Source organism: Bacillus sp. AFS015802, from assembly GCF_002561455.1.
Lineage (GTDB): Bacteria > Bacillota > Bacilli > Bacillales > Bacillaceae_B > Rossellomorea.
In genome coordinates this window covers 1-22,540 of record NZ_NTUP01000010.1, presented here as the reverse complement: position 1 = coordinate 22,540, position 22,540 = coordinate 1, and the positions used below count along the sequence as shown (strand labels likewise).

25 protein-coding genes and 11 tRNA genes are annotated in these 22,540 nt (G+C 44.3%); 34 read left to right on the top strand and 2 right to left on the bottom strand.

The window, feature by feature from the left end; genetic code table 11:
• The first annotated feature begins 28 nt into the window (after positions 1–28).
• From CN378_RS06390 to CN378_RS06360, 7 genes are all read left to right on the top strand, one after another.
• Positions 29–1,405 carry a UDP-N-acetylmuramoyl-tripeptide--D-alanyl-D-alanine ligase gene (locus CN378_RS06390; protein WP_098351080.1) on the top strand — a complete coding sequence of 459 codons (1,377 nt, stop codon included), beginning with the start codon at positions 29–31 and terminating at the stop codon, positions 1,403–1,405.
• A 91-nt stretch (positions 1,406–1,496) separates the two neighbouring features.
• On the top strand, positions 1,497–2,186 hold the full coding sequence (locus CN378_RS06385) for an alpha/beta hydrolase (protein ID WP_098351079.1): 690 nt from the start codon (positions 1,497–1,499) through the stop codon (positions 2,184–2,186).
• A 261-nt stretch (positions 2,187–2,447) separates the two neighbouring features.
• Positions 2,448–3,971: a degradosome RNA helicase CshA gene (cshA, locus tag CN378_RS06380; protein WP_098351078.1), complete on the top strand. Its 1,524-nt coding sequence runs from the start codon at positions 2,448–2,450 to the stop codon at positions 3,969–3,971.
• A gap of 283 nt (positions 3,972–4,254) precedes the next feature.
• Positions 4,255–5,226 carry a nuclease-related domain-containing protein gene (locus CN378_RS06375; RefSeq protein WP_098351077.1) on the top strand — a complete coding sequence of 324 codons (972 nt, stop codon included), beginning with the start codon at positions 4,255–4,257 and terminating at the stop codon, positions 5,224–5,226.
• A gap of 48 nt (positions 5,227–5,274) precedes the next feature.
• Positions 5,275–6,237, top strand: coding sequence for a UV DNA damage repair endonuclease UvsE (uvsE, locus tag CN378_RS06370; protein WP_098351076.1), 963 nt, complete (start codon positions 5,275–5,277; stop codon positions 6,235–6,237).
• Between the two features lie 86 nt (positions 6,238–6,323).
• Positions 6,324–6,803, top strand: a complete 480-nt coding sequence (locus tag CN378_RS06365; protein ID WP_098351075.1) for a PH domain-containing protein — start codon at positions 6,324–6,326, stop codon at positions 6,801–6,803.
• Positions 6,796–8,250 (top strand): PH domain-containing protein, encoded by a 1,455-nt coding sequence (locus CN378_RS06360; protein WP_098351074.1) that lies wholly within the window; start codon positions 6,796–6,798, stop codon positions 8,248–8,250. Before CN378_RS06365 ends, CN378_RS06360 begins: the two co-directional genes overlap by 8 nt.
• A gap of 38 nt (positions 8,251–8,288) precedes the next feature.
• Here CN378_RS06360 and CN378_RS06355 read toward each other — a convergent pair whose 3' ends face one another.
• Entirely contained in the window at positions 8,289–8,873 is a 585-nt protein-coding gene (locus tag CN378_RS06355; RefSeq protein ID WP_098351073.1) for a rhomboid family intramembrane serine protease, read from the bottom strand.
• A gap of 150 nt (positions 8,874–9,023) precedes the next feature.
• Here CN378_RS06355 and acpS point away from each other — a divergent pair, with 150 nt between their 5' ends.
• The 15 genes from acpS (at position 9,024) to CN378_RS06285 (ending at position 20,293) form a co-directional block, all read left to right on the top strand.
• On the top strand, positions 9,024–9,374 hold the full coding sequence (acpS, locus tag CN378_RS06350) for a holo-ACP synthase (RefSeq protein WP_098351072.1): 351 nt from the start codon (positions 9,024–9,026) through the stop codon (positions 9,372–9,374).
• Positions 9,375–9,460: 86 nt separating this feature from the next.
• Positions 9,461–9,589, top strand: coding sequence for a hypothetical protein (locus CN378_RS22865; RefSeq protein ID WP_257141034.1), 129 nt, complete (start codon positions 9,461–9,463; stop codon positions 9,587–9,589).
• The gene (locus CN378_RS06345; protein ID WP_098351071.1) at positions 9,586–10,599 is read left to right on the top strand and encodes a LolA family protein; all 1,014 of its coding nucleotides are present in this window, start codon (positions 9,586–9,588) and stop codon (positions 10,597–10,599) included. The genes CN378_RS22865 and CN378_RS06345 overlap by 4 nt, the downstream gene beginning before the upstream one ends.
• A gap of 188 nt (positions 10,600–10,787) precedes the next feature.
• Positions 10,788–11,993, top strand: coding sequence for an alanine racemase (alr, locus tag CN378_RS06340; RefSeq protein ID WP_098351070.1), 1,206 nt, complete (start codon positions 10,788–10,790; stop codon positions 11,991–11,993).
• A 124-nt stretch (positions 11,994–12,117) separates the two neighbouring features.
• Positions 12,118–12,399, top strand: a complete 282-nt coding sequence (locus tag CN378_RS06335; RefSeq protein WP_032085355.1) for a CopG family ribbon-helix-helix protein — start codon at positions 12,118–12,120, stop codon at positions 12,397–12,399.
• Positions 12,400–12,403: 4 nt separating this feature from the next.
• Positions 12,404–12,754, top strand: a complete 351-nt coding sequence (gene ndoA / locus CN378_RS06330; protein WP_034763063.1) for a type II toxin-antitoxin system endoribonuclease NdoA — start codon at positions 12,404–12,406, stop codon at positions 12,752–12,754.
• 388 nt (positions 12,755–13,142) lie between these two features.
• On the top strand, positions 13,143–13,973 hold the full coding sequence (locus CN378_RS06325; protein ID WP_098351069.1) for an RsbT co-antagonist protein RsbRA: 831 nt from the start codon (positions 13,143–13,145) through the stop codon (positions 13,971–13,973).
• Positions 13,970–14,326, top strand: a complete 357-nt coding sequence (locus tag CN378_RS06320; RefSeq protein WP_034763058.1) for an STAS domain-containing protein — start codon at positions 13,970–13,972, stop codon at positions 14,324–14,326. Before CN378_RS06325 ends, CN378_RS06320 begins: the two co-directional genes overlap by 4 nt.
• 2 nt (positions 14,327–14,328) lie before the next feature.
• A complete protein-coding gene (locus tag CN378_RS06315; RefSeq protein ID WP_034763056.1) occupies positions 14,329–14,730 on the top strand; it encodes an anti-sigma regulatory factor in 402 nt (133 codons plus the stop codon).
• A gap of 10 nt (positions 14,731–14,740) precedes the next feature.
• Positions 14,741–15,751 (top strand): PP2C family protein-serine/threonine phosphatase, encoded by a 1,011-nt coding sequence (locus tag CN378_RS06310; protein WP_098351068.1) that lies wholly within the window; start codon positions 14,741–14,743, stop codon positions 15,749–15,751.
• A gap of 75 nt (positions 15,752–15,826) precedes the next feature.
• Positions 15,827–16,159, top strand: coding sequence for an anti-sigma factor antagonist (locus tag CN378_RS06305; protein WP_098351067.1), 333 nt, complete (start codon positions 15,827–15,829; stop codon positions 16,157–16,159).
• Positions 16,159–16,626: an anti-sigma B factor RsbW gene (gene rsbW, locus CN378_RS06300; RefSeq protein WP_276607984.1), complete on the top strand. Its 468-nt coding sequence runs from the start codon at positions 16,159–16,161 to the stop codon at positions 16,624–16,626. Before CN378_RS06305 ends, rsbW begins: the two co-directional genes overlap by 1 nt.
• Positions 16,604–17,401 (top strand): RNA polymerase sigma factor SigB, encoded by a 798-nt coding sequence (gene sigB / locus CN378_RS06295; RefSeq protein WP_098351065.1) that lies wholly within the window; start codon positions 16,604–16,606, stop codon positions 17,399–17,401. The genes rsbW and sigB overlap by 23 nt, the downstream gene beginning before the upstream one ends.
• A complete protein-coding gene (locus tag CN378_RS06290) occupies positions 17,401–17,997 on the top strand; it encodes a PP2C family serine/threonine-protein phosphatase (protein ID WP_098351064.1) in 597 nt (198 codons plus the stop codon). The genes sigB and CN378_RS06290 overlap by 1 nt, the downstream gene beginning before the upstream one ends.
• 127 nt (positions 17,998–18,124) lie before the next feature.
• Positions 18,125–20,293, top strand: coding sequence for a Tex family protein (locus CN378_RS06285; protein WP_098351063.1), 2,169 nt, complete (start codon positions 18,125–18,127; stop codon positions 20,291–20,293).
• Positions 20,294–20,385: 92 nt separating this feature from the next.
• Here CN378_RS06285 and cmpA read toward each other — a convergent pair whose 3' ends face one another.
• Positions 20,386–20,499 carry a cortex morphogenetic protein CmpA gene (cmpA, locus tag CN378_RS06280; protein ID WP_098351062.1) on the bottom strand — a complete coding sequence of 38 codons (114 nt, stop codon included), beginning with the start codon at positions 20,497–20,499 and terminating at the stop codon, positions 20,386–20,388.
• Positions 20,500–20,640: 141 nt separating this feature from the next.
• Here cmpA and CN378_RS06275 point away from each other — a divergent pair, with 141 nt between their 5' ends.
• From CN378_RS06275 to CN378_RS06220, 12 genes are all read left to right on the top strand, one after another.
• Complete coding sequence (locus CN378_RS06275; protein ID WP_098351061.1) at positions 20,641–21,117, top strand: SprT family protein; 477 nt, start codon at positions 20,641–20,643, stop codon at positions 21,115–21,117.
• A 125-nt stretch (positions 21,118–21,242) separates the two neighbouring features.
• A tRNA-Asn gene (locus CN378_RS06270) sits at positions 21,243–21,317 on the top strand.
• 7 nt (positions 21,318–21,324) lie between these two features.
• A tRNA-Ser gene (locus CN378_RS06265) sits at positions 21,325–21,415 on the top strand.
• Positions 21,416–21,431: 16 nt separating this feature from the next.
• Positions 21,432–21,503 (top strand) — tRNA-Glu (locus CN378_RS06260).
• 68 nt (positions 21,504–21,571) lie between these two features.
• Positions 21,572–21,648, top strand: a tRNA-Asp gene (locus CN378_RS06255).
• Between the two features lie 79 nt (positions 21,649–21,727).
• Positions 21,728–21,802 (top strand) — tRNA-Gln (locus CN378_RS06250).
• Positions 21,803–21,806: 4 nt separating this feature from the next.
• A tRNA-Lys gene (locus CN378_RS06245) sits at positions 21,807–21,882 on the top strand.
• 67 nt (positions 21,883–21,949) lie between these two features.
• Positions 21,950–22,031: transfer RNA gene (locus CN378_RS06240), tRNA-Leu, on the top strand.
• A gap of 75 nt (positions 22,032–22,106) precedes the next feature.
• Positions 22,107–22,192: transfer RNA gene (locus tag CN378_RS06235), tRNA-Leu, on the top strand.
• A 20-nt stretch (positions 22,193–22,212) separates the two neighbouring features.
• Positions 22,213–22,289, top strand: a tRNA-Arg gene (locus CN378_RS06230).
• Between the two features lie 53 nt (positions 22,290–22,342).
• A tRNA-Pro gene (locus tag CN378_RS06225) sits at positions 22,343–22,419 on the top strand.
• A 14-nt stretch (positions 22,420–22,433) separates the two neighbouring features.
• Positions 22,434–22,507: transfer RNA gene (locus CN378_RS06220), tRNA-Gly, on the top strand.
• Positions 22,508–22,540 lie beyond the last annotated feature (33 nt).

Here is a 22,540-nt window from a genome sequence, read left to right as displayed (position 1 = left end):
TGAAAAAATGAGTAAAAGGAGTAAACGAATGTTTGAAAAGTCGATTAAAGAGATGTGTACGATGCTAGATGTGAAAAACGATCTTTCCGCGTTTGACCAGGTGATCGTGAAGGGGGTTTCCATTGATACAAGAAAAATCGAGGATGGGAATCTTTTTGTTCCCTTCAAAGGGGAAAACGTGGACGGTCACCGGTTTGTCAGACAGGCGATCGAAAATGGAGCTTCTGCCGCCCTGTGGGATGCGAATGTCCCTCATCCACCGAAGGATATTCCTGTGCTGGTAGTGGAAGATCCCCTGCTTGCCCTTCAATCGCTTGCGAATCAGTATCGCCATGAGCTTGATCTAAAGGTCGTCGGCATAACGGGAAGCAACGGGAAAACGACCACCAAGGACATTGTGGCCAATCTACTGTCCGTCAAATACCGGGTTCATAAAACGCAAGGGAATTATAATAACCACATCGGTCTTCCCTTGACGATCCTTTCCCTCCCGCAGGATTCAGAAGTGGCGGTCCTTGAAATGGGGATGAGCGGATTCGGGGAAATCGAACTTCTATCGGAAATTTCCCAGCCTGATGCAGCCATCATCACAAATATCGGTGAATCCCATCTTCAGGATCTCGGCTCCCGGGAAGGAATCGCGAAAGCCAAACTGGAAATCGTGAAAGGCCTGAAGCCGGATGGGCTGTTTGCCTACTACGGAGATGAACCTCTCTTACAGGAAGGTGTCCGGGAACTCGACCTCAATCACGTGGAGACATTCGGGAGAAGCGAATCCAATACGGTTTACCCGACAAAAATCGAGATGAATAACCAGGGAAGCTCTTTTGAAACCTCTCTCGCTGCAGGCGAAACATTCTTTCTTCCTGTCTTAGGGCAGCATAATATCCATAACGCCCTGGCCGGAATCCTGATCGCGCGTCACTTCGGTCTCAGCGTAGATGAGATGAAAGAAGGCTTACAGTCGTTAAAGCTGACGCAAATGAGAATGGAAATGGTGGAAGGGAAGAAAGGTGAAAGCATCATCAACGATGCCTACAATGCGAGTCCGACTTCCATGAAAGCGGCCATTGGGCTTGTTTCGGAACTTGAAGGGTTCCGTACCAAGATTCTTGTGCTTGGTGATATGCTGGAGCTTGGGGATGATGAGGAAGCATTCCATCAGGAGATCGGACGTTTGATCGATCGTGAGAAGGTTCAGCATGTATTTACATTCGGTCAATTGGGAGCCGTCATCGCACAAGGGGCCCTGGAGAATTTTCCTGAAGACCGGGTTCACTCCTTTACGGATAAAGAGAGCCTGACTCAGAAGCTGTCATCCATCATTAAAGGGGATGAATTAATTCTATTCAAGGCCTCCAGAGGGATGAAGCTTGAAGAAGTCATCGATGGATTGAAGGCATAAGTTTAAACCTTTAAAAAAATGAGCAAAATGAGCCTGTACATGTTGGGAGTGAGGCTCGCTCCCTACTTTGTGATAAGTAAGTGGGGATAACATGATCGGTTGTTTATTAATCCATGGTTTTACAGGAAGCCCATTTGAAGTGGAACCACTGGCAGAATTCCTTCAAGAACGGACCGATTGGGAAATCGTCGTACCAACACTCCCTGGTCATGGGGAAACCCTTGAACTGAAAGGGATCAAACATATCGAATGGATCGAACATGCTGAATCTGAGCTTCAGGCCCTGTTGGATACATGCGATGAGGTGTACGTCATCGGCTTCTCAATGGGTGGATTGATTGCTTCTTACCTTTCGGTGAAATACGATATAGATAAGCTTGTGCTCTTAAGTGCGGCGGCTTACTATATAAATGTTAAACAGTTGCTGAAAGATATTGGAAATTTAATCAAAGAAGGAATACAAGGAAATATCCTTGAAAACGAGCTGTACAAACGATACAAATCCAAGGTGACCCAAACCCCGATTCTGTCCACAAACGAATTCAGGAAAGTCGTCCGTATTGCTCGTCCACTCCTTCGTAAGGTGAGCATCCCCACCTTCATCGCCCAAGGAGAGAATGATGGAATAGTCCCCCCTAAAGCAGCGAAATATATATACGAGACTATTTCCTCAAAGGAGAAAAACCTATTTTATTCCCCAGAAGCAAAACACTTGATTTGTCACAGCGAAGACAAGCACGATCTTTTTGATAAGATCTACCAATTCCTGCAAAGTGAATAGAGTGACTATTTGACATTAGATTGAAATTCCTTTCTAGAAGTGGTAACATAACTACAACATAGTTCTTAATTTGTTGGACGTGCTAGCTCTTCTATTTTGAAGAGTGTATTTTTTTGTACCAAACATAAAACTAAACATCTCATATAGACGGTTTTAGATTAGATACCGAAGTCTTTCGGTGGGTAAGATTTCGTTCCGACCTAAAAATATAATCAGATATTGATTAGTTATAAAAGATGTAAATTAAAGGAGAATGTAACATTGACTAAGTTTGCAGATTTAAACTTAAGCGCATCTACGTTGAAATCAATTAAACGTATGGGCTTTGAAGAAGCAACACCAATTCAGGCAAGTACGATCCCAGTCGGTTTAGAAGGTAAGGACATCATCGGTCAGGCACAAACAGGAACAGGTAAAACGACAGCATTCGGTATTCCGATGATCGAGAAGATCGATGTGAAGAACCCTAAAGTGCAGGCACTGATCATTGCACCAACCCGCGAACTTGCGATCCAGGTTTCTGAAGAGTTATACCGAATCGGAGCTGACAAGCGTGCCCGCGTACTATCCGTATATGGAGGTCAGGACATCCAGCGTCAAATCCGCGCGATGAAAAAGAACCCTCATATCATCGTAGGTACACCTGGTCGTCTTCTTGACCATATCAAACGTAAAACACTTAACCTTGAAAACGTTGAAACGCTTGTACTTGATGAAGCGGACGAAATGCTGAACATGGGCTTCATCGAAGACATCGAAAGCATCCTTGAGACTGTTCCAAGCACAAGACAAACACTTCTATTCTCTGCCACAATGCCGGATCCGATCCGTCGCATTGCGAACCGTTTCATGACAGAGCCGGAAGTCATCAAGGTGAAATCAAAAGAAGTAACGGTTTCAAATATCGAACAATACTTCACAAAAGTGAGCGAAAAAGAAAAATTCGATACACTTTCCCGTTTAATCGACGTACAATCACCTGAACTTGCGATTGTATTCGGCCGTACAAAACGCAGAGTGGACGAATTAGCACGTGCTTTAAGCATCCGCGGCTACCTTGCTGAAGGTATTCATGGAGATCTTTCTCAAGCCCGTCGTATGACGGTCCTTAAGAAGTTCAAAGAAGGCCGCATCGATATCCTGATCGCAACAGACGTTGCAGCCCGTGGACTGGACATCTCCGGCGTAACGCATGTATACAACTTTGATATTCCTCAAGATCCTGAAAGTTACGTTCACCGTATCGGACGTACAGGTCGTGCAGGTAAGAAGGGTATGTCCATCACTTTTGTCACACCAAGAGAAATGGGTTACCTGAAGATTGTTGAACAAACAACGAAGAAGAAAATGACGGCCCTTAAGCCACCTAGCTTAAACGAAGCTCTTGAAGGCCAGCAGCGCCTGGCATTAGAGAAGCTTGTTGAAGCAGCAAAGGAAAGTGATCTTAAAGATTACTATCCATTAGCGGAAGAATTCCTTGGAGATCACGATCCTGTTCAAGCAGTAGCGGCAGCGATCCGTGTATTGACAAAAGAGCCTGATACAACACCAGTTGAAATCACGGAAGAGCGTCCATTACCATCAAGAGGTGGAAATCGCGGCGGCGGAAATCGCGGCGGTGGATACAAAGGCGGTTCACGCAGTGGTAAAGGCGGCAGCCGTGGTGGAGCACCACGCAGCAGCGGTGGAAATCGCGGAGGCGGAAGCCGTGGCGGAGATCGCAACCGTACTGGCGGCGGCAGACCACAATCATCAAGCAAACGTAAATCTTATAACAATTCATGATTGAATGGAACACGATGACCTTTGGGTTGTCGTGTTTTTTTGTTGGGATGGGTTTGGAAGGGGTGGGGTGTTGAATTAAAATTCCAATTTATGTAAAAATACGCAATTATCACTTAAAATGACGCAATAAATAAAAAAACGACGCAATTATTCGGAAAATGACGCAATCAGGCCCCAAAACGACGCAATTAATATTAATATGCTAATATTTCCAATCTGAAGAAGGAATTTCTCAACCTGAGGAGAACTAAATATCCAAGACCGCTAAAAGGAGAGTGATCAATTGATCTGCAAAGAGCTAAAAATCCCGATTATTCTTGAAAAAACCGAAGCATTATCAGTTCGGATCGTCTATCATCATCCCAAGATCCCCCTCATAGAAAAAGATTTAAGAAAAAGAAGGGCAGGCTACAATGGAGAATCCACGGTTTACTACCACCTTACCTTTCTAAAGGACAAAAAATACAAGGTCTTTCATAATGTAAGACTCCCCATCTTATCAAACCATTTCCAAATGGACTTTCTCATCCTCACTCCATCCTATATTTTGATCATCGAAGTAAAAAACATATCAGGAACAGTGACCATCGATCCGATCATCAAACAGCTAACCCGGACTCATAAAGGCGTGACAGAAGGATTCGTCGACCCGGTATCCCAAGTGCAAAGATATAAATTATTACTCCAAAAATGGTTCATTACCCACAAAATAAAGCATCCGCCAATCGAACACCTCGTCGTATTCAGCAACCCCTCAACCACACTGAATTACACTGTATACCCTGCACCGGACGATCCTTACAAACAGATTATCCATGCTCAAAATATCATCGCTAAGATGAAGGAATTGAATGAGAAAAACCAAACCCCAACCGTTACGGATAAAGAACTTTTAAAGCTAAAAAGACTCATACTAAAAAAGCACGAAGAACCCGAAATAGATATTCTAACGGCCTACTCCCTCACAAAAAGCGACATTCTCACCGGTGTACGCTGCGATAACTGCTGCCACATCCCCATGATCCGTGTCAGTGCATCCTGGTCCTGCTCAAAGTGCCGCCACTCTTCTAAGACTGCACACATCACAACAATTGAAGAATACTTCTTACTGATAAACAGCCACCTCACCAATAGCGAACTAAGAAAATTCCTCCACCTGCACTCAAGAAACACAGCCTACAAACTATTGAAATCCTTTCAGCTCCAAACCGAAGGATGCACAAAATCGGTCATCTATTCAAAAACCACAAGATAATTCCCAGCAAGAGCGCACATACTAACCCAAAAAAGGAGTCCACCACCCATGACACTCGTAAAACTCGGCTATGTGGCCATGAGCGTGAATCTGCAAAATGCCTCACCCTCCCAAACGATGACCTATAAGCAATTCTCCGGTATTAAGGATCGGGAAGCAGCAATCCATAAGTTAGAGCGGATTGCCCGGTCGAATCTAAATAATTGCCTGCGTCTTTTAAAACATAATGTCCTGAATGACATCCACTTCTTCCGATTCAGTTCAAAATTAATTCCCCTTGCGAATCATCCGGACTTAAAGGGATGGGATTTCATCTCTCCTTTAAAGGAAGAGCTCAATGAAATAAAAGAGTATTTAACCCTGCACCCCATGAGGGTCGATTTTCATCCTGATCATTTTGTCCTCTTGAATTCCAGTGATGTGGATGTGTTGAAGAACACGCTTAAAACGCTTAATATGCACGAAGCATTGTTGAAAGGGATGGGGATCGATCCGACCCACCGCTGTGTTCTTCATGTGGGCGGGGCGTATGAGGATAAAGAAAAGGCACTTGAGCAATTCATCCACAATTGGGGGCTGACGCCTGTCTCTCTTCAGCGGATGATCATCCTTGAAAATGACGATACGGTGTTCAGTGCCGCCGATGCCCTGTATTTGTGTGAAAAATTAGGGGTCCCCCTTGTATTTGATTATCATCATCATCTAGCCTATCACGAAAGGGACTGGTTACTGGATTGGGAAAGAGTGATTGGGACGTGGAGTGAGTCCCCGCTCCCAGTGAAGATGCATATATCCAGTCCCAGGTCCCGAGAAGAATACAAAGCTCATGCGGATTATATTGATTCACGGATGTTTTTGGATTTCCTTCACGGAATAAAGGGATCGGTCGAAGAAATCGATTGTATGATCGAAGCGAAACAAAAGGATGACGCCTTGTTCAGGCTGGTGGAAGATTTACAGGGGAGGGAAGGGATCGAATGGCTCGATAAGAGTTCTTTTATTTTAAAATAGCTGATGACATTCTCTGAAACCATCTCTGTTCCAAATCGTATATATATACTGTAAGATTTAGTAAGAGAGACGTGAGGGGGATTTAAATGATAGGGGAACCGCAAAAGAGAATATCACCCATGGCCTTGAAGGTATGGAGAATTTATGGGGTGTTGGAATCGCTGGTGGTGGCGTTGCTTGCAGCAGGGGCCATTGTCCTCACTTACATATTTGAGTGGCCCGGGTGGGTAACGTTTATAGCAGTATCGGTCTTCATTATTTTTACATATGTGTTTGCTCATTTGCTGCCGCAGATAAAATGGAAGAGATGGCGCTATGAAGTGAGGGAGCAGGAAATTGAACTGCAGCGAGGAATCTTCATTGTAAAGCGTACGCTGGTTCCTATGGTGAGGGTTCAACACGTGGATACCGTGCAGGGGCCGATTTTAAAAAGGTATGGGCTCTCGACGATTACGATATCGACGGCAGCCACCGTTCATGAGATTCCGGCATTGAATATGGAAGAAGCGGATGAGCTGAGGAATTCAATCTCACAATTGGCGAGGGTGGCGGAAGATGATGTCTGAGCACAAACGTCTTCATCCCATTTCGGCAGTGGCGAGTTTCATTAAGCAATTAAAGGATTTGATTGTACCCTTCGTGTTTCTGTTTGTCATAAACAACCGGGGAGAGAAGAACGGGTTTTGGGACTATCTCCCGCTTTTATCCATGGCTGTCGTTCTCGTCATCGTCCTCGTATTCGGGATCATTAAATGGCTGCGATTTACTTACCGTGTAGAAGAGGGTGAGCTCCGGATTGAATATGGGCTTTTTGTAAAGAAAAAGCGGTATATCCCGATTGACCGGATCCAGAGCCTGAATTTCTCCGAGGGCGTGCTTCATCGTCCATTTGGTCTTGTAAAGGTGAAGGTTGAAACAGCCGGTTCTTCAAACTCCAGGGAATCAGAAGCAGAACTGACGGCCATTTCAAAAGAAGAAGCAGCCGACTTAGAAAAGATGATTTATCAGGAGAAAAAGGGCCAAAAGGTTACAGGGGATCTTCCGGTAGAACAACCTGAAAAGCGGAATGAGAAACCCGTTTTCACTCTGGGGACTAAAGACATCTGGGTACTGGCGGCGACCTCGGGTGGAGTAGGTGTCATCATTTCGGGTGTAGCCATCTTCCTGTCGCAATTCAATGAACTTATTCCGTATGAGGCCGTGTATAAAGAAGTGTCCGTTTTTATCCAAAGCGGGATTTTCATTGTCGCATTGACTGCATTTATCGGACTGCTTCTTGCCTGGTTGCTATCGATCATTTGGACATTCATTATTTATGGTGATTTTAAGATCAGGGTAGTCGATGATCATATCGTGATCACCAGGGGGCTCCTTGAGAAGAAGCAGGTGACGGTTCCCCTTAATCGGGTTCAGGGAATCAGGATTGTGGAGAATCCGGTCAGGCAGCTGATCGGCTATTGTACCGTGCATATTGAAAATGCAGGCGGATCTGTTTTGGAGAAAGATAGCATGAGTATAAAGTTATTCCCGATTGTAAAGAAGGAGCGGGTACCTGAGTTGTTAGCAGGTTTGTTTCCTGACTATATCATTGAAAATGATTTCAAGGGGCTGCCGGGACACTCCATGAGAAGGTATGTGTTTAGACAAACCGCATGGGTATTGGTGCCTACCGCCGCTCTGAGTTATTTCTATTGGCCATATGGCCTTTGGGCGGCTCTATTGGCCCTGCCCTTTGGTGTTCTCGGCTACTTTCAATACCGCGCAGGAGGCTTTAGGATTGATGGAGGACAATTAACGTTACGTTATAGAGGCGTCCTGAAGAATACCATGTATATGAAAAAAAGCAGAATTCAGTCACTGGATGCGAAAGTGAGCTGGTTCCAAAAGAGAAAAGAACTGGGGAGTCTTACGACCACAGTGAAATCGGGAGTTGCGGGCTATGCGAGTCCTGTCAGGGATCTTGATCAAGACGATGTACAAAGGATCGCTTCCTGGTTTTCCCATGGTAAGTAAGAGAAGAAGCGGCCGGCATATGCGGGCCGCTTCTTTCGTTACTTCCTACCCGAGATCCATCCGATGACAAATCCCGCGATCAATCCAAAGATATGAGCGGTGATGTTAATGCCTGATTGCATAAAGGTCATCACAACCCCGATGATGACGATAGGGAGGATGATCTGTCGACTTTCCCTGGTGATGAAATGATTTTTCTGGACGATCATGGCGATATAAAAGCCGAATAATCCAAATATGGCTCCTGATGCGCCCACATGGCTATAAGTGAGGGGTTTGATCATATACGTGATGATATTCGCAAACACGCCGCTTGCTAAATAAAGACCAAGGAATTTTGCTTTTCCGAGATGTTTTTCCAGTGGCGGCCCGAATAATACAAGGGAAAACGAATTGAATAAAAGGTGGGCGAATCCCATATGGACGAAGATCGGGGTGATCAACCTCCACCATTCCCCCTCTTTGATGAATACATTCACACCTGCCAGCTGTTCATACACCCACAACTGAGGGAAAATAGGGAGGGTGCTCACTGTGAAAAGGACGATATGAATCAGTACAATCAAGGAAATAATAGGATAGAACCGCAAAAATTGAGAAAAACTTTCAGTCCGTACAAACATATTGTATCCTCCTAGATAGGCTGGAACTTTTTATAAATCATTTTATGAAAAACACGGTTAGTACTATAGTATAAGAAAATGCAAAAAATCTCGAGTGGGGTCCAATATTAAATTATGCAAGATAGGACAAGAGTAGAAGGGGAATCACATATGATTAAAGGAATAGGATTGGATATTGTGGAGATCGGGCGCATACGGGAATTAATGGAACGGCAGCCGAAGTTCGTGAAGAGAATCCTGACGGACAGGGAAGAGGATGCGTCCCTTTCATTAAATGAACGGCGGAGGGTTGAATATGTGGCGGGGCGTTTTGCTGCGAAAGAGGCTTACGCCAAAGCGAATGGGACCGGGATTGGGACGGCGCTTTCGTTTCAGGATATTGAAATCAGTAAGGATGGAAACGGCAAGCCTTATTTTTCAAAGCCGGAGGGAGAGACGGCTCATCTGTCCATCACCCATAGCCGGGAATTTGCGGCTGCCCAGGTCATCATCGAAGAGTAATTAAATTTCAAGCTTGTCATCTTCACTAGCATAATCCCTCAGGTTGTCTCATATATTCAGTAGTGCAATAGGAGAGACAAGGCCGGTTGTCTAACAATCGCGGTTCGTTGGCGAATGGAAACGGGCATTCTTTCAAGGATCGTCCATTCTTTGACGGCTGGCCTTCCCCTCTCTCAATTACGTATATCCTGGGACAAAAGGGGTTGAAAAAATGAAGAAAAAGCTAGTGATACTAGTGATGGCCATGTTAGCGGTGTTTGCGCTCGCTGCGTGTGGACAGAAATCGAAAGAGGATGTTACGAAGGACCTTAAGGCAAAGGTAGAAGATATGAAAGGGTATAAAGCAGATGCGAAAATGACCCTGCAGGTGGGTGATGAACCCCAGACCTATGATGTGGAAGTATGGCATAATGACCCTAATTACTATCGTGTAGCTTTGAAGAACGCTACGAAGGATCAAAGCCAGATGATCCTGCGGAATGATGAGGGAGTGTTCGTCCTCACCCCGGCTTTGAACAAAAGCTTCCGATTCCAGAGTAACTGGCCTGAAAATAGCAGTCAGGCATACTTGTATGAATCGCTTGTGAAAGATGTGCTGGAAGACAAAGAAGCCACCTTCAAAGAAACGAAGAGTCACTACGTCTTCACGACGAAAACACGTTATCAAAACAGCCAAATGCTTCCAACTCAGGAGATTGCCTTTAACAAAAAAGACCTGACTCCGGCATCCGTAAATGTATTGGATTCAGATAAAAATCCACTTGTTAAAGTAGAGTTCTCTAAGATGGATATGAAAGCGGCGTTTGATAAGAAGGACTTCGACATGAAGAAAAATATGACAGGTGCCCGGCTTGAGGTTCCAGTGACAGCGAACGTACAGGATACAGAGTTCACCGTCCTTTATCCAATGTCAGAAATCACAGGGACTGAGTTAATAGAGGAAAAAGAAATGGCGACGGATACAGGTAAACGCGTCATCTTGACATATGATGGTGAAAAATCCTTCACGATCGTACAAGAGAAATCTGCTGTCGTCCCTACGATGACCGTGTCCACTTCACTGAAAGGTGAGTTGGTCGATCTTGGCTTCACGGTAGCGGCCATGACCGATCAATCGATCAGGTGGACGAATAATGGCGTGGATTACATGCTTGCTTCAAACGATCTGACTCCATCAGAAATGGTGATGGTGGCACAGTCCGTACAAGGTTCAATGGTGAAATAAGTCAATGATCGGGGTGGGCCTATAAGGTCCGCCTCTTTTCATTTGAAGGTAAATCCTCCCTCTATTGTAAAACACGGCACCCCTCCCCCGAAATTCTATTTACCACAATCAATGATAATATGAATAATCCATGGTATTCTTGAATAGAATGACAATGTTTTGTGTAAAGATATGAGGAAGTGAACAGAGTGGAAACCCAGACGCAATTTTTTCGTGATACATGGGCTGAAATCAATTTGGATCATTTATATGAAAATGTAAAAAATATTAAGAGTCATCTCCCGGATGATGTAAAGGTATTTGCGGTTGTAAAGGCAAATGCTTATGGACACGGGGATGTACAAACGTCTCTGACGGCCCTCGCTGCAGGGGCCCACGCTTTGGCCGTTGCCTTCCTGGATGAAGCGATTTCTTTAAGGAGAGGCGGTATCACCGCCCCGATCCTTGTATTGGGGGCTACGCGTCCAAAAGATGTGCAGATTGCCGCCCAATTGGACATTTCGTTGACGGTCTTTCAGAAGGAATGGCTTGTGGAAGCAGAACGACAGTTGTCAACAGGAGATCATGTGAATCTTCATGTTAAGTGTGATACCGGGATGGGGCGGATAGGCATTCGCACTGTGGAAGAATTAAAGGGTATCGAAGAGTACATCATGAATCAACCCCAATTCGGGTTTGAGGGAATCTTTACCCATTTTGCCACTGCGGATGAGCTGAACGATGATTATCTTGATGAACAATTGCGGCGGTTTGAACAAATGCTTGAACAATTGGAGTCACTTCCAGCCTATATTCATTCTTCCAATAGTGCCGCCACGTTAAGGAAGAAGAAAGCCCACTTTAATGCGGTTCGGGTAGGGATTGCCATGTATGGCCTGACTCCATCCATCGAGATGAAACCGGAACTGCCATTTCCGTTGAAGGAAGTTTTCACCCTCCATTCCAGACTTATTCATACGAAGGAAATCGGAGCGGGAGAGAAAGTCAGTTACGGAGCGACGTATGAAACGGGCGAACCGGAGTGGATCGGGACGATTCCGATCGGATATGCTGATGGCTGGCTGAGAAAACTACAAGGTCAGGACGTATTAGTGGACGGAGAGAGAGTTCCAATTGTTGGAAGGATTTGCATGGATCAATGCATGATACGTCTCCCGGGATTACGTGCGACCGGTACCCGTGCCACGTTAATCGGCAAACAGGGAGAGGAGGAGATCACCATGGATGAAATCGCTGGAAAGCTTGATACAATCAACTATGAGATCCCCTGTATCATCTCCACAAGGGTGCCCCGTATTTATATACGGAATGGGAAGCCGGCGGAAGTGTCGAATAAGCTTTTACCTTCAGGGGTTCACGTGCCAAAGGAAAATTACGGGCAACCGGATGAATAATTAGTATTTTAAATGGTGGATAATAGAAGAGATTGATAAATTAACTTTTCATTCCCCTTATTTGATGGTATGATAAATATGTTAATGAACGAAACGGTATGTAGTGATTGTGGAGGTGTAGTTTGTGTCTGAATCCAGCGCAACAACAGAAATCTTAATTCGTCTACCGCAACAGCTCGTTACAGAATTAGACGGCTTTGCAGATCAAGAAAATGTGAATCGCAATGAGTTTATTTATCGTGCAACCAAAATGTATTTAAGAGAGCGTAAGAAGAGACAATTACGTGAATCTATGAGACGCGGCTATATGGAAATGGCGAAGATTAATCTCGCGATCGCTTCTGAAGCGATTCAAGCAGAATATGAGGCAGAACATACAGTCGAACGCTTAGTAAGCGGGGGTTAATCCTTTGATTGTAAAGCGTGGTGACGTATATTTTGCAGACCTTTCTCCTGTTGTAGGATCGGAACAAGGCGGAGTTCGGCCGGTACTTGTTATTCAAAACGATATAGGGAACAGGTTTAGTCCCACAATTATTGTAGCTGCCATTACCGCACAAATTCAAAAAGCAAAACTGCCTACTCATGTTGAAATTGATGCAAAACGTTATGGCTTTGAACGTGATTCCGTTATCTTGCTTGAACAGATTCGAACGATTGATAAACAACGTCTTACCGATAAGATTACACATCTGGATGATGAAATGATGGAGAAGGTGGATGACGCCCTGCAAATCAGTGTGGGTCTGATCCAGTTTTAAATGATCATTGTGTTCATCCATGATCACGTTCACAATAGGGACAATATAACTGCAAACCAGAAGGCTTGCTGATCAACACCATTTTGATCATTAAGCCTTTTTGTTTTGCCTTTTTTATGTATCATAGGAATCCGACACCCTTCAATGAAGAATCTGGATAATGGAAATATAGACAATTTTATGACAAAACAAGGTAAACAATTTATAATGGGAAAAGAAACAAAAAATACCCAAAAAGGCATAGACTTTTTCTTTTCCATGTTTATTTGTTACTATTAGGGTAATTACGTCATTTTCGGCCATAGATGTAAACTACGTTAAAATTGGGTTACAGGACGCGGCATAAATACTGAAGATAAATTTCATATGATAGAATGGAGAGAACTAAATGTTTAGTGAAGTCACGGCTTATATTCAGGACAATAAATCAGAAATCACTAGTATTTGGATGGATCGAATGAAAAATGAAGCGGACGAGAAGTTTCTTCAGGTCGTTTCAGATCAGGTCTTTACCAGGACAAGCCATGAGTTTGTAGAAATGATTGCTGCCAACTTGAGAGATTCGAAAGAATTCAACAGCCGCCTGGAAGATTTCGCTGAGAAGGTTGTCAGATTAGGATGGCCCCTGACATTTGTCACGACGGCTCTAGGCACATTTGGTAAAGTGGTTTACGAAGGTATGACCAAGGATCGGTTGATCACAGATGAAAATCATGCTACTCAGGTTGAGAAGTTTGATCAATGGCTGACACCGATGTATAACAGAGTCGTGAAAGCTTATACAGAATCATGGGAAAGAACGGTTTCTCTTCAAAAGATAGCATTACAGGAGTTATCTGCACCTCTCATTCCGGTGTTTGAAAAAATCTCCATCATGCCCCTTGTCGGCACAATCGATACGGAACGTGCCCGCCTGATCATGGAGAACCTGTTAAATGGTGTGGTGAAGCACAGGGCGGAGGTCGTCCTGATTGATATTACGGGGGTTCCGGTAGTGGATACAATGGTCGCCCATCATATCATCCAGGCAGCAGAAGCTGTGCGTCTGGTCGGGGCGAAGTGCATGCTGGTGGGAATCAGACCGGAGATTGCCCAGACGATCGTCAATTTAGGAATTGATCTTAACCAGTTCAGTACAAATAGTACATTAAGAAAAGGAATCGAAAAGGCTCTTGAAATGACAAATCGAAAAATAGTTTCGGCGGAGGGATTAGAGTGAGAATACCAATTTTAAAGCTGCATGATTGTTTGTTGATTTCCATTCAGTGGGAGCTGGATGATCAAACAGCCCTTCAATTTCAAGAGGATCTTCTTCAGAAGATTCATGAAACGAGTGCAAGGGGAGTGGTGATCGATATTACTTCCATTGATTTTATAGATTCTTTTATCGCCAAAGTGCTTGGAGATGTAATCAACATGTCCAGATTGATGGGTGCTAAAGTGGTCATCACAGGCATACAGCCGGCTGTGGCGATTACGTTGATCGAGCTCGGAATCAGGTTAGAGGACGTCCTAACCGCTTTGGACCTGGAAAAAGGTCTGGAGAAATTACAATTGGAACTGGGGGACTAGGTATGGATAGCCAATCCTGCGTGAAGATCACGAATGAATGGGACATCGTTGCTGCCCGCCAGTTAGGGAGGAATGTAGCGAAAGAGCTCGGATTCGGCACAGTTGACCAAGCTCGTATCACTACGGCTATCAGCGAATTAGCAAGAAACATCTATTTATATGCTGGCTATGGTCAGATATGCATTGAAAAATTATTCGATGCCGGGAAAAAAGGCGTACGTATTATCGCTTTGGATGAAGGTCCCGGGATTGCCGATATCAGAAAAGTAATGGAAGACGGATATTCCACATCAGGCGGATTAGGAGCTGGTTTGCCTGGAGTCAAACGTTTAATGGACGAGTTTAACGTCGAATCTGTACCGGGTGAAGGGACAGATATAAGAGCGACTAAGTGGCTCCGCTAGGGGGAGTTAAATGAATTTCAGAGATTTGATGGATTCTAAATATAGAGAAATAATTGAGCATTACCTAAACGACCAGGATGAGAAGGCTCTTTATTTAGGGCAGAAATTCAGCCGTAAATCGATTGAGCATTTCGTCTCTCCGGAAGAGATCATCAGTCTCCATAAGAACGTCATTCTGGAAATGGAACCGGACATACCACATCAGGTGCTGCACTCTTTCGACATCCTGTTGGAAGTCATGATAGGCTACGGTTTTGCCTATCGTGAACATCAAAGCCTGCGAACCAAACAACAAGAATTGAATAACGAGATAGATGTAGCATCCAATATGCAGCAGACCCTTCTCGGGACAGTCATCCCTGCCGTTGAAGGATTGGATATAGGAGCGGTGAGTGTCCCCGCCAAGAAGATGAACGGGGATTACTATCACTTTGTGCAAGATGAAAATGACAGCGTAAGTGTTGCTATCGCCGACGTAATCGGAAAGGGTATACCGGCGGCCCTTTGTATGTCCATGATCAAATACGCGATGGACAGTTTACCGGAGTATCGCCATGAACCGAATGCGGTGCTGGAAAGCTTGAACAGGGTAGTAGAACAAAACGTGGATGCAAGTATGTTCATCACGATGTTCTACGGTGTATATAATACTGAGAAGCATCTGTTTTCATACTCATCAGCTGGGCATGAACCTGGCTTTTTTTATAGGGCATCAACCAATGAATATGAGGACCTTGATGCCAAGGGCCTTCTGCTGGGCGTCGATAAGAAAGCGAAGTACAGACAGTATGAAAGACGGGTGGAAGTCGGGGACATGATCATCCTCCTTTCTGATGGGGTGACGGAGTGCCGCACGGAAGAAGGCTTCATTGAGAGAGAGGATTTAGTCCAATTAATCAGCCGATATACGCATCTTCCCACACAGGAGATCGTTAACAATGTGTATAAGCAACTTGAGAAGCTCCAGCATTTTGAGCTCAGGGACGATTTCACCTTGATCATCATAAAAAGAAATTCGTAAAAAAGTTTAATTTTATCTCAAATAGGGTAAATGTATAGAGACTTATTATAATGTTGCCAAAAAGGTGGTCTTTTTATGAACTTATCAATAGATATGAAAGAGAAAGAAAACGAGCTGCTCGTTAAAGTGGCCGGTGAAATTGATGCATATACAGCTCCAAAGCTTAAAGAAACGCTTCAACCATCTGCTGAAGCCGATAATAAAGATATAACTGTCGATCTTTCAGAGGTATCATATATGGATAGTACCGGATTGGGTGTATTCGTCGGTCTTTTCAAAACCGTTAAGGCGCGCGGCGGACAGCTTAATCTAATCGGACTATCCGACCGTTTGCAAAGATTGTTTGATATTACAGGTTTAGGGGATATTATGAATATTAATTCCAAGGTAGAAGGTGGCGTGGAATGATGCAAGCTTTTGATTACATCGAGATGAAGATCCCCGCAAAGCCGGAATATGTCGGGGTCATTCGTTTGACGCTTTCGGGAATTGCAAGCCGTATGGGGTTTGATTATGATGCAATTGAGGATTTGAAGATTGCTACAAGTGAAGCCATTACCAATGCCGTACAGCATGCGTACAAGGACAATGACGGAGAAGTTGTCGTTGGATTTGCGCTGTATGAGGATCGTCTGGAAGTAATGGTGGCAGATCACGGTGCAAGCTTTGATTTTAAAGAAATTCGCAGTGCTGTTGGTCCTTATCATGCCGATCATTCCGTTGAGTTCTTAAGAGAAGGTGGGTTAGGTCTTTACCTTATTGAGAGCCTTATGGATGATGTAAAAGTGCATCACAAGGAGGGAGTGACAGTCTTCATGACTAAATTCCTATCAGGGGAGCAGGTGGAGAGGGATGAAAAAACTATCTCAACCTAACCAGCAGGCCCAAAAAGAAAAAGTACTTCAATGGATCAAGGACTATCAGGAAAATCAAGATGATGATGCACAGAGTCAACTGATCCTTCACTACCAAAACCTTGTCGAGTCCATCGCAAGGAAATATTCAAAGGGAAGGTCTTTCCACGAGGATATTATCCAGGTAGGGATGATCGGGCTTCTTGGTGCAATCAGAAGATACGATGAATCCTTCGGCAGATCATTCGAGGCCTTCGCGATACCGACCATCATCGGGGAGATTAAAAGGTTCTTAAGGGACAAGACATGGAGTGTACATGTTCCCCGGAGAATTAAAGAGCTTGGTCCGAAAATCAAATCAACGGTTGAAGAGTTAACCAATCGCTTGGAACGTTCCCCTCAGGTCCATGAAATTGCCGAGTATCTCGAAGTGAGTGAAGAAGAGGTCCTGGAAGCGATGGAAATGGGCAGAAGTTATCAGGCGTTGTCTGTCGATCATTCCATCGAGGCTGATTCGGAGGGAAGCACGGTAACGATATTGGATATCGTAGGAGATCAGGATGAGGGGTATGAGAAGGTCAATCAGAGACTCGTACTGGAGAAAGTCCTTCATGTTCTTTCCGATAGGGAAAAAGCTATTATACAACATACGTATTTAGAGAATTTAAGCCAAAAAGAAGCTGGTGAAAAGCTCGGTATTTCACAGATGCATGTTTCCCGTCTGCAAAGAAGAGCGATTAAAAAGCTCAGGGAAGCCATTCAAGAAGAGATGAGCGATTCGGAGAGTCATTATTAATGGCTTATCTTCAACAAAATGATATAGAGCTTTATGCAGAACAAGTATCGAAAAATGGAAATCCTTTTTGTGGAGACAGTTACTTCTATACATCCACAAACGATTACTTTATCTGTGTCCTCGCCGATGGTTTAGGCAGTGGTAAGTTCGCTTATGAATCGTCACAGGTGGTCGTGGAAATTGTAGAAGAGCATCATCATGAGGATGTTGAAACCCTCATGAGTCTTTGTAATGAGGCTCTTCAGAAAAAACGCGGCGCTGCAGTGGCGATCATCAAAGCCTATTACCACTCCAAAGAATTTGTGTATAGCTGTGTAGGAAATATCCGTTTTTATATGTATGCACCTGAAGGAAAGATGACGTATCCCTTACCGGTTACGGGTTACTTATCCGGAAGACCGCAAACGTATAAAACCCAACGATTTAAATATGATCCAAACTCAAGATTCCTCATTCACTCGGATGGTCTGAGTATCTCCGGTGTAAAGAATATCCTTCAACGGTACCCGACGCTCCATGGGGCACTGGGTGATATTCAATCACTTGTCGACGGTACATCAGACGATACAACATATATCATAGGAAACTTACTCTAACAATCTTAGGGTAAGTTTTTTTGTTTGCAAGCCCTGTCCTAAAGGCTGTTGATCAACAGAGCCTTTTCAATCCCAAAGGATGGTTATGATAAAATAGTAAAGAATCCTATTCATGGAGGTATGATGAATGACCGCAACATTAACCAATCAAGAACCACTACTTAACAGAGTATCCAAAGAATTAGATCTGTCCATAAAAAGTGTGAAAAACGTCATCTCGCTGCTGGAGGAGGGGAACACGGTTCCTTTCATTGCCCGTTACCGGAAAGAGCAGACCGGTGCCCTGGATGAAGTCCAGATTCGAAATATCATGGACAAGTGGAACTATTTGCAAAACCTGGAACAGCGTAAAGAAGAAGTTGTTCGTTTGATTGAGGAACAGGGGAAGTTAACGGAAGAATTAAGGAAAGCCATTCAGAACGCCGATAAGCTCCAAACGGTAGAAGATTTATATCGCCCTTATAAACAGAAAAGAAGAACCAAGGCGACCGTTGCAAAAGAAAAAGGTCTTGAACCACTTGCGGAGTGGATCCTTACCTTCCCGACAGCAGGCGACCTTGAAGAAGAAGCTTCTCACTATCTTTCTGAAGAAAAAGAAGTGACGACAGTTGAAGAAGCCTTGCAAGGAGCAAAGGATATCATTGCCGAGTATATATCCGATGAAGCAGCTTACCGGGACTACATAAGAAGACACACATTCCGAAAAGGGTTAATAGAGTCGAAAGTCAAAAAAGAAGAACAAGATGAAAAAAAGGTTTTTGAAATGTATTATTCCTATCAGGAACCTATTCACAAAGTAGTCCCTCACCGCGTACTGGCAATGAATAGAGGGGAAAAAGAAGACATATTAAAGGTGAATATCCAGGCTGATGTAGAAGGAATTCAACAATATCTTCAAAAGCAGGTCATTAAAAACGTTCACTCCATTTCCGTCCCGCTTGTGAAAGAAGCAGTGGAGGATAGTTATAAAAGGCTTATCCAACCATCAGTGGAAAGGGAAATCCGAAATGAGTTAACGGATAAGGCAGAGGACCAAGCCATTCATATCTTCTCTGAAAATCTAAGGAAGCTACTGCTTCAGCCTCCTATGAAAGGAAGGATGGTGCTGGGTGTGGATCCTGCTTTCCGGACGGGATGTAAGCTGGCTGTCATCGATGAAACAGGGAAAACCCTTGATATAAACGTGATCTATCCCCATCCTCCTAAATCTCAACGAGCGAAGGCGGAAGAAGTAATCAAAGGGATTATGAAGAAACATTCCATTGAGGTAGTGGCCATCGGAAATGGAACTGCTTCCAGGGAAACAGAACAATTTGTTGTTGATGTGTTAAAGGAAATGGATGAAAATATCTTTTATTTGATTGTCAACGAAGCGGGAGCGAGTGTGTATTCTGCATCCGAAGTGGCAAGAGAAGAGTTTCCGGATCTTCAGGTTGAAGAGAGAAGTGCTGTCTCCATCGCGAGAAGATTACAGGATCCTTTAGCAGAATTAGTGAAAATCGACCCCAAATCTGTTGGAGTGGGGCAGTATCAACATGATGTCTCACAGAAGAAGTTAAATGAATCACTAACCTTCGTCGTGGAAACAGCTGTAAACCAGGTAGGAGTCAACGTCAACACAGCTTCACCCTCTTTACTGCAATATGTTGCCGGCCTTTCGAAAACTGTGGCAAACAACATTGTGAAAAAGAGAGAAGAAGATGGGAAGTTTCAATCGAGAGCCCAACTGAAGAAAATACCGAGGCTTGGAGCTAAGACGTACGAACAATGCATCGGGTTCCTTAGAATCGTAGACGGAAAAGAAATCCTTGATCGGACGCCGATTCACCCTGATAATTATGGTGACGTGAAGAAGCTCCTTCATAAAGTCGATATGGGAGTCAATGAAATAGGATCAGAAGAATTAAAGCAGGCATTGAATCAATTGAACTTAAACGAGGTTTCCGAAGAACTTGAAATAGGGAAACTGACTCTGAAAGATATTGTCGATTCACTGATCCGGCCTGGGCGGGATCCCAGGGATGAGTTCCCCAAACCGTTACTGAAGAAGGATGTCCTGAAACTTACGGATCTATCTCAAGGAATGGAGTTACAAGGGACTGTCCGGAATGTAGTGGATTTTGGAGCATTTGTGGATATTGGTGTGAAACAAGACGGGCTTGTCCATATTTCAAAACTGAGAAACGGTTTCGTGAAGCATCCATTGGATGTGGTTTCTGTCGGGGATGTGGTGACCGTTTGGGTAGATAGTGTGGATGTCCAAAAAGGAAGAGTCGCTCTGACGATGATTCAGTAAAAAATGATGGGAGCTGACGGGTTGATAGGGAGCTATCAGAAGTCAGCTCTTTTTTATATGTGATGGAAGGATTCGCGAATGGTAGATAATCATTAAGAACAGTTCTTCTTACGATAAAAGTACCAGCATTGATTGAGAAGTTTGATTTGATAGCGATCCTTCTCAAGATAAGCTTTCCTCAATTGATTGACAAGCCAATTAGGCATGGATGAACCTCCTTATCTCTAAGGAAGTACCAGTTGTAATGGCATTTCCCTGAGTAGTTTGAAAGGTTTAAACATTAAGGGTGATACCTATTTTATGCTATAATGGGTTGTCATGTTCTCATTTAGAAAGAAGGATTTTATATGACGAATGCCGAGCTTCAACAATTAGTTGAAAAAATTTCAATGCAATCATTCAAGAAGCCTTTCCTTCATAAGGCGTATTTCAACCCGAGGTTAAGAACCACTGGCGGAAGATATATGCTCGGGAGCCACGACATCGATATCAACCGTAAATATTTAGACGAGCACGGCATGGATGAATTAATCGGAATCATCAAACATGAGCTGTGTCATTATCATCTGCACATAGAAGGAAAAGGCTATAAACATGGGGACCGGGATTTTAAGAACCTGCTCAACAAGGTGGGGGGACCCAGGCACTGTTCTTCATTATCAAGTGCAAGCAGAAGAAGTCGGGTGCTGGTCTATGTCTGCAATACGTGTGGGTTGAATTTTCAAAGAAGAAGAAGGATCAATACGAGCAAGTATGTGTGTGGCCGCTGCAGAGGGAAACTTCGATTAGTTAAAGAAGTCGTGTCAGAAGAACGTCAGTCCTGAAGATGATGCCGTCCCATGCGTTTTTTGATTGTGAAAAAGTACCTGAAAGTAGTTGACAAGAAAACCATGAGTCATTATAATCTAAAGAGTCGATAAGACGAGTTAAGCGTAAAATCACTTCACGTTCCGCAGTAGCTCAGTGGTAGAGCTATCGGCTGTTAACCGATCGGTCGCAAGTTCGAATCTTGCCTGCGGAGCCATTATGATGGGGAAGTACTCAAGTGGCTGAAGAGGCGCCCCTGCTAAGGGTGTAGGTCGGGCAACCGGCGCGAGGGTTCAAATCCCTCCTTCTCCGCCATACCATTTGCGATCGTGGCCCGTTGGTCAAGCGGTTAAGACACCGCCCTTTCACGGCGGTAACACGGGTTCGAATCCCGTACGGGTCATTTTTTACTTCTATTATTATGCCGATGCTGATAATGAACCACATTACCATGCCATCGCCTATAACACTGGTCCGGTAGTTCAGTTGGTTAGAATGCCTGCCTGTCACGCAGGAGGTCGCGGGTTCGAGTCCCGTCCGGACCGCCAGATTATTTTCGTAAAAGTAATTGACTTCACCGGGGTAGACATGTTATTATTAAAACCTCGTCACTTTTTAATAAAGTATTGGGCTATAGCCAAGCGGTAAGGCATCGCACTTTGACTGCGACATGCGTTGGTTCGAATCCAGCTAGCCCAGCCATAGCGAGCCATTAGCTCAGTTGGTAGAGCATCTGACTTTTAATCAGAGGGTCGAAGGTTCGAGTCCTTCATGGCTCACCAAAGATTTTTTGCATTAGCAGAATATCTTATCATTCATTTTCGCGAGAGCGAAATAGTACAGATTCATGCGGGTGTGGCGGAATTGGCAGACGCACCAGACTTAGGATCTGGCGCCGCAAGGCGTGGGGGTTCAAGTCCCTTCACCCGCACTTTTAAACTCTTTTAAAAAAGTTATTGACAAAATAGATTCACCTCGATATAATAGTGTTTGTCGCTTAAAAGACGCGGTCGTGGCGGAATGGCAGACGCGCTAGGTTGAGGGCCTAGTGGGGGCGACCCCGTGGAGGTTCAAGTCCTCTCGGCCGCACCAAAAGAATACAAAGACATATTGCGCCCGTAGCTCAATTGGATAGAGCGTTTGACTACGGATCAAAAGGTTAGGGGTTCGACTCCTCTCGGGCGCGCCATCTTGTTTCTACTAGCGAGTGTCGTACTCACGGTATACATATTGCTTTTCTGACGGGAAGTAGCTCAGCTTGGTAGAGCACTTGGTTTGGGACCAAGGGGTCGCAGGTTCGAATCCTGTCTTCCCGACCATCAAAATCTCATATGCGGGTGTAGTTTAGTGGTAAAACCTCAGCCTTCCAAGCTGATGATGAGGGTTCGATTCCCTTCACCCGCTCCAATTTATTACCTCTTATTGAACCTTGAAAACTGA

Coding starts and splice junctions, on each gene's coding strand:
- CN378_RS06390 (WP_098351080.1), top strand. CDS start 29: ATGTTTGAAAAGTCGATTAAAGAGATGTGTACGATGCTAGATGTGAAA.
- CN378_RS06345 (WP_098351071.1), top strand. CDS start 9,586: ATGAAGAAAAAGCTAGTGATACTAGTGATGGCCATGTTAGCGGTGTTT.
- CN378_RS06310 (WP_098351068.1), top strand. CDS start 14,741: ATGAATTTCAGAGATTTGATGGATTCTAAATATAGAGAAATAATTGAG.
- CN378_RS06305 (WP_098351067.1), top strand. CDS start 15,827: ATGAACTTATCAATAGATATGAAAGAGAAAGAAAACGAGCTGCTCGTT.
- CN378_RS06275 (WP_098351061.1), top strand. CDS start 20,641: ATGACGAATGCCGAGCTTCAACAATTAGTTGAAAAAATTTCAATGCAA.
- sigB (WP_098351065.1), top strand. CDS start 16,604: ATGAAAAAACTATCTCAACCTAACCAGCAGGCCCAAAAAGAAAAAGTA.
- CN378_RS06385 (WP_098351079.1), top strand. CDS start 1,497: ATGATCGGTTGTTTATTAATCCATGGTTTTACAGGAAGCCCATTTGAA.
- CN378_RS06290 (WP_098351064.1), top strand. CDS start 17,401: ATGGCTTATCTTCAACAAAATGATATAGAGCTTTATGCAGAACAAGTA.
- rsbW (WP_276607984.1), top strand. CDS start 16,159: ATGCAAGCTTTTGATTACATCGAGATGAAGATCCCCGCAAAGCCGGAA.
- uvsE (WP_098351076.1), top strand. CDS start 5,275: ATGACACTCGTAAAACTCGGCTATGTGGCCATGAGCGTGAATCTGCAA.
- CN378_RS06325 (WP_098351069.1), top strand. CDS start 13,143: ATGTTTAGTGAAGTCACGGCTTATATTCAGGACAATAAATCAGAAATC.
- CN378_RS06285 (WP_098351063.1), top strand. CDS start 18,125: ATGACCGCAACATTAACCAATCAAGAACCACTACTTAACAGAGTATCC.
- CN378_RS06315 (WP_034763056.1), top strand. CDS start 14,329: ATGGATAGCCAATCCTGCGTGAAGATCACGAATGAATGGGACATCGTT.
- cmpA (WP_098351062.1), bottom strand. CDS start 20,499: ATGCCTAATTGGCTTGTCAATCAATTGAGGAAAGCTTATCTTGAGAAG.
- CN378_RS06360 (WP_098351074.1), top strand. CDS start 6,796: ATGTCTGAGCACAAACGTCTTCATCCCATTTCGGCAGTGGCGAGTTTC.
- acpS (WP_098351072.1), top strand. CDS start 9,024: ATGATTAAAGGAATAGGATTGGATATTGTGGAGATCGGGCGCATACGG.
- CN378_RS06355 (WP_098351073.1), bottom strand. CDS start 8,873: ATGTTTGTACGGACTGAAAGTTTTTCTCAATTTTTGCGGTTCTATCCT.
- CN378_RS06365 (WP_098351075.1), top strand. CDS start 6,324: ATGATAGGGGAACCGCAAAAGAGAATATCACCCATGGCCTTGAAGGTA.